Consider the following 6,100-nt stretch of genomic DNA (forward strand, 5'->3'; position numbering starts at 1 on the left):
CTGAAAAATAAAGCCATTACATTATTGAATATATTGACATTCTGTAGGGGTTTAGCAATGCTAAACCCCTACGAGATGTTATGGATTTTGCAAAATTGCTGTAACTTGTCTTTTCAAATTAGATAAATTTTGTTCAATAATTTGCCAAACTAAATTAAGATTTACCTTTAAATAATCATGAATTAAAACATCTCGTAAACCTGCCATTTGCTGCCAAGGAACATCAGAATATTGACTTCTCAACTCAGGTGATAATCTCTTTGTTGCTTCCCCAATGATTTCAAAATTGCGAATTACAGCATCTTGAATCATCTTGTTTTGCATAAATTCCTCTTTACCACCTTTCGTATATTCTTCTATTCGTTCAATACATTCTTTAATATTACTTAAATACAAACGCTCATCTTTCATAAAGGTACAGCCTCACTTAATACTTTATCTCTAATTAATTCATGTAAATTACCAGGTTCAGCAATATCCACTTTTCGTCCTAGCAATGCTGCTAAATCTTGCATTAAACCAATATAATCAAATAAACTACTTTGTGGTTTAAGTTCTACTAAAAAATCTATATCACTATCTGGTGTTGCTTCACCTCTAGCAACAGAACCAAAAACTCGCAGATTATAAGCACCATACTTAGTGGCAATTTTTAATATTTGTTCTCGAAATGGTAGCAATAATTCTTCAATTCCCATAAGTTATTTTTGAAAAAGATTAGCCCTTTCTATTTTATTAGATTGCATCAGTATTTGTCAATACAGAAAAGGAGGAAATTCAGCAATAAAACTTATGAAAATTCGCACCTTTACAGTAATTATTTACAAAGAAAATGGTAAACATTTATCTTTAGCTAAATCCTGAGAACAATTAATTAATGTGGCTTGAAATGTCACAATTTTCCAAGGTTGAATATTTTCTTCTAATTTAAGACAATTCTCTAATAAATCAACTGGTTCTCCTAAACTTAAAACCTCACTTTGTAAAGATAAATTCGCTGTTTTTCCATGACATTCATAAAAGCGAAGAATGAATTTCTCCGAATCATCTTCACTGGGTTTAAGTGCCATTAAAATCAAATTATCCGCTGATAAATCTAGAAAACTTTGACTTTGACAACCATCTGAATTACATTGATAATTATCTGGATTTACTAATACTTCAAAAGGCACGTTTAACTCATAACCACGTTTTACAGTTTCTGCTTCTTCCCAACTGCCCAAATGAGGGTATAAGCTATAGGTAAATTCGTGTATTCCTCTATCAGCTTGGGAGTCTGGCCAATGGGAACTTCTTAGCAAAGTCAGACGCAGTTGGTTAGGTTGGGCATCGTAACCATATTTACAATCATTGAGGAGACTAACTCCGTATTTTCCGACTTCTGTATCTGTGGTTAAATCTGCCCAATGTAAAGCGGGGACTTCCCATTTTGCCTTCTCTGCGGAGGTTTGGGGATTTGTAAGACGACGAATAGCACCACAGGGGATTTCATAGGTGGCAAATTCGGCTTGGAGATTGAGAGGAAAGGCTGTTTTTACTAATACCTGATTTTCTTGCCAATTTACAGTATTAGTTATTTTCAAAATTGGTGAACCAAGTTCCAAAATGTAATCTTGACAAAATTCCGATTTTCCCAGTTGACGCACTACTCGCAACCGTTGGTGAATTTCTCCATATTCTTGCCATTGAATTGATTTTAATTCGGTTGGAGGGAGGGGTTTTGTGTTATAATTGGGATCTATATTCCAAGCATCCCAATATTGGCCGCTGTCGGTAAAAGCTTGAAGTTGATTTCCTGCACCGGTTAAAATTTCCCTTTGTTTAATTTTATCAAAGACGCTGGTTAAATCTCCGGTTTCGGGGTTAACTTGAATTTGCAGATATTCGTTTTCTAATATCCAGTTTTTGGGGAATATTTTCGGCTGGGGGGAAGAGGGAGAAATCCAGAAAATGCTGTAACCTATAGATGGGATGGTTGCGAAAAATAATAAAGTTGAATTTTCGCAGTTTTGGCATAAAATTTCTTTTCCTTGAATATCAGCAACTTTCCAGGTTGGATAATTTGGGGTGATGATTTTTGATAAGTCAACTGTAACAACTTCCGCACGTTCCCAGTTGAGAGAGTTAAAAATTATGACGGGAATACTTTCAGAATTGGGAGGTTGTGGTATATTGATTTTGGATGTGATTCCGATTAAGGACTCTTCTAATATTTTCGTTCCCATTTTTTCCACCGCTTCCCATTCCGGTAAAGCGTCTTCATAAACTTGGGTAATGGAAGAACCGGGTAAAATATCGTGAAACTGGTTAAATAAAACTTTTTTCCACGCGGTTTCTATTTCTGTTTGCGGAAATTTCGCACCACAAAGGATATTTGCTAAAGTTGCGAATAACTCAGCACTATATAATAGATGTTCAGATTTACGATTCCAGCGTTTTTGATCTGCGTGGGTAGTATAACATCCTCTGTGGAATTCTAAATAAAGTTCGTTTTCCCAAACTGGTAAATTTTGACTTTCAGATTTTATGAATTGAAGATATTTTTCCGAAGTTGTAAATTCTAACTTGGGGAAAATTGGGGAATGTTCCCAACGTCTTCCAGTCTCCAGCATATCACGAGTTGGACCACCACCATGATCACCAACACCAGGAAGCCAAAGGGAATCTTGTAAACCTGTTTGAGTTTTCCACTCACAAGCGTACTTGGCCATTTTAACAGGTTCGATGGTTTCGCCGATAGGTGCGGACATGAAACTTAATGTTTGACTACCATCGAGCGATCGCCACCAAAATAAGTCATAATCAAATTTAGTTGTATCATTCCAGCGGAGTTTTTGCGTCACAAAGAATTCAATTCCCGCATTTGCTAAAAATTGGGGTAATGTCGCACAAAAACCAAAGGTATCGGGAACCCAAACTACAGAAGATGTTTTTCCGAACTTCTGCAAAAAATACCTTTGTCCATATAATAACTGACGAACTATAGACTCACCAGCAATTAAATTTAAATCCGGTTCTACCCAAAAACCTCCCAAAACTTCCCATTTTCCGGCTTTAACTTGGTTTTGAATTTCTCTAAACAAGTCAGGACGATTTTCTTCTACCCAAGCATACAACGCCGGTGTGGTATGACAGAATATCAATTCGGGAAAATCTTTTTGGAGTTGTAAAACTGACTCAAAAGTATTTTGTGCTGCTTTCCAAGTTTCTGCTACAGGCCATAACCATGCTAAATCTAAATGGGCATGACCTAATAAATTGATTTTATATTTTTGGGCGTTGATAAATTCAGCTAAACCCACATAGGTTTCTCGCAAATTCACCAAATATGTTTTCCAATCTTGATTTTCTGCGTCTTTAAGATTTGTAACTTTCTCAACTTCCCTAGCTAGATTTGGAATTTTTTCTGGTGCGAAGTTTTGGATAAGAATTTCCGTAACTGCTAATTCATCAGCAATAAAACCAGCATCAGGATGATTGTAATCTGTTGACTCGTAAATTGCAAGCGATCGCATCAACGCCCCATCACAATGTCCCGGACTCACCAACCGCAAAGCTATGGTAAACTCTTCCCCAGGAGTTACACTAGAACTGAGTAATACTCGCGGTGAAGAATCAAACAAATCCCCCGTCAATACTAACTTACCATTAACATATACTTCCGCTAAATCTGCCCACCATACCAAAGCCACGCGCAAAGACAAACCCGTTAACGGAAAGTTGTGTAAATTCTCAGGAACAGAAAATTTTTGTCCTAACCATAATACCTGTTTTCCCCCTTTCCAGAAAATATGATCTTTTTCATTTAGCTCAACAGGTAGCCAATCAGTTAAACTAAATGGGATAAAATCAGTAACTACCTCGTCAGTTTCCTGATATCTCCAGAGTGACTGGATATCAACTTGACAACAAGAACGCAAATTTTCAATTGCTGTGGATATAGATTTGGTATTTAATGAGGATACAGGAAGATTCATAGTTCCAATAAAATAATATAAATAATTTTTATACTAAAGACGTTTGGGACATAAACTTTTACAAAATTCCATATGAGATAGGGAATTGATTCCATTGCTGGTGTATCTCCCCAAATTACTCGGTTATGAGTTAAAATCGCCTTGAAATCAAAAAAAATACTGAATTAAATATATAGACTATGACAACAAAAATATCTAGTCAACTATTTCCAAGACTGACTCAAATCTTCGCTATAGCCTCCTTAACAGCATTAACAACCATCCCAGTCACCAGTCAACCCAGTTACGCTGGAGATACCACATTTTATTGTGACACACAAAATGGTAAATATTTCACCTTTGCCAAAACCGAAGACCGGAGCAAATCCCAGATTATAGGTTGGACTTCAACAGACTTTCCCCCACCTTATAACCCCAAATATCGCTGTCAAGTAGTATCAGAAAGATTTCAGAGAAATTACGACAACGGCACACTCAAAGTTATCTCCACTGGCATAGTTAACCGTCAACCTGTAATTTGCTCTGGAAGTAGCTCTACTACAGTCTGTAATAGTAGTAATTTACTATTTACCCTCAAATCAGGTGCAAATAGAAAAGCCGTAGCTAATAGGCTATTTAATGACGGTGCTTTAGCTGCGGGTAAAATACCAAATTTCAATTCCAATTCTGAAGATATTATGTTTGACTTTGATATCTATTTGAATAACTTACAAGGTGAGTAAAAATAAACAGCCAAATACCAATGGTATAGAGATGTTCCGAAAAATATCTCTACCTACCATTATCAAATTAATCATTGGTGTTAGTAGTTTATCTATCATGCTTTCAGCATCAACTGTAAACCTGAGTGTTTATGCTGAAAGCACCAGTATCAATCAACTGCTAACCCAACTTTTTCAACGACGAATAAAAAAGCAAGCAGCAGCTATTACCGTTCAAGTCCTATCAACGGAGTTTCTAGGTTCAGGAATTCTGCTCAAAAAACAAAACAATATTTATACAATTTTAACAAATGCCCATGTTTTAGAAGCAGATGAACCACCTTATCAAATAGTAACTCCAGATGGACAAATACATCAAGCCAAAGTTTCTAAAAAAGGAGATTTTGGTAAATATGACTTAGCAATTTTAGAATTTTCCAGTAATAAAAATTATGCAGTAGTAACTATGGGAAATCAACCGCAAATAGGAGACGAAGTATTTATTGCAGGTTTTCCCCGCAACGAAGACACAGAGAAAAAATTCACATTCCGCACCGGGAAAATAAATTTGGTGCTGGAAAAAGCCTTAGAAAGAGGATATCAAATCGGATATACCAACCAACTAGAAAAAGGCATGAGTGGGGGACCACTATTAAACAAAAATGGTGAATTAATCGGTGTTAATGGAATGCACGCTTATCCAATTTGGGATACTCCCTCAACATTTATTGATGGTAAACTAGCCGATGAAAAATTACATCAACAAATAGTACGTTTAAGTTGGGCTGTACCGATAGATAAACTCAAACATTTTTAATAATCCCTCGTTCCCAGTCTCCGACTGGGAATGCAGAAGTGAGGCTCTGCCTCAAAATCAAGTAAGATGATAAAGGCAGCACGTCATACATAGCAACGAGGATCGAGGATAAGATATTGTTGGGAAATAGTTGATGATTTTAATTGTCAGAATCAGGATACCCAGGATTTTAGGATTTACAGGATGAGGATTTATGATGAGAATGCAATCTTTTATGATTCTGTTAATCCTGAACATGACCCTATATGCCGACACAGATTCCCACTATACTATAATAGTAGTCTTAACCAGGAAAATTGTCAAGATGTTTTTAATGCTATTTAGATGATAAAATCCTGAAATCCTGAAATCGTGATTCAGACAATAAAAATCCTGAAAATCCTCAAATCCTGGACATCCTGATTCAGACAATTAATATGAACTATAAATATACTATCCCCAGCCTATTTATTCTCACATCTATCACCCTGACACAACCAGCCATAGCCCAGGGTTTATCATGTAATCAAGAAGTAGATGAAATAGCCCAAAAAATCACGGTTTTAATTGATATTAATAATAAATATAATGGTTCGGGAGTTTTGATCAAACGTGATAGCAATACC

5 protein-coding genes and 1 pseudogene are annotated in these 6,100 nt (G+C 36.1%); 3 read left to right on the forward strand and 3 right to left on the reverse strand.

The features are described 5' to 3' along the window. Window positions 1-78: 78 nt before the first annotated feature. From FJR08_RS14350 to FJR08_RS14360, 3 genes are all read right to left on the reverse strand, one after another. Complete coding sequence (locus FJR08_RS14350; RefSeq protein ID WP_015078280.1) at window positions 79-411, reverse strand: DUF86 domain-containing protein; 333 nt, start codon at window positions 409-411, stop codon at window positions 79-81. After that, window positions 408-698, reverse strand: a complete 291-nt coding sequence (locus tag FJR08_RS14355; protein ID WP_015078281.1) for a nucleotidyltransferase family protein — start codon at window positions 696-698, stop codon at window positions 408-410. The genes FJR08_RS14350 and FJR08_RS14355 overlap by 4 nt, the downstream gene beginning before the upstream one ends. A gap of 123 nt (window positions 699-821) precedes the next feature. Further along, the gene (locus tag FJR08_RS14360; protein WP_168633610.1) at window positions 822-3,977 is read right to left on the reverse strand and encodes an alpha-mannosidase; all 3,156 of its coding nucleotides are present in this window, start codon (window positions 3,975-3,977) and stop codon (window positions 822-824) included. Between the two features lie 179 nt (window positions 3,978-4,156). On the opposite strand from FJR08_RS14360, the gene FJR08_RS14365 reads away from it, so the two are divergent. The 3 genes and pseudogenes from FJR08_RS14365 to FJR08_RS14375 all read left to right on the forward strand — a co-directional run. Continuing rightward, the gene (locus FJR08_RS14365; RefSeq protein ID WP_168633611.1) at window positions 4,157-4,699 is read left to right on the forward strand and encodes a COP23 domain-containing protein; all 543 of its coding nucleotides are present in this window, start codon (window positions 4,157-4,159) and stop codon (window positions 4,697-4,699) included. Further along, window positions 4,692-5,495: a serine protease gene (locus FJR08_RS14370; protein WP_323294455.1), complete on the forward strand. Its 804-nt coding sequence runs from the start codon at window positions 4,692-4,694 to the stop codon at window positions 5,493-5,495. The genes FJR08_RS14365 and FJR08_RS14370 overlap by 8 nt, the downstream gene beginning before the upstream one ends. Before the next feature lie 416 nt (window positions 5,496-5,911). After that, window positions 5,912-6,100 (forward strand): annotated as a pseudogene (locus FJR08_RS14375) (pilus assembly protein PilF); the annotation flags it as partial.

The sequence above is a fragment of the Dolichospermum sp. UHCC 0260 genome (assembly GCF_009711985.1).
In the GTDB taxonomy this organism is placed as follows: Bacteria; Cyanobacteriota; Cyanobacteriia; order Cyanobacteriales; family Nostocaceae; genus Dolichospermum; species Dolichospermum lemmermannii.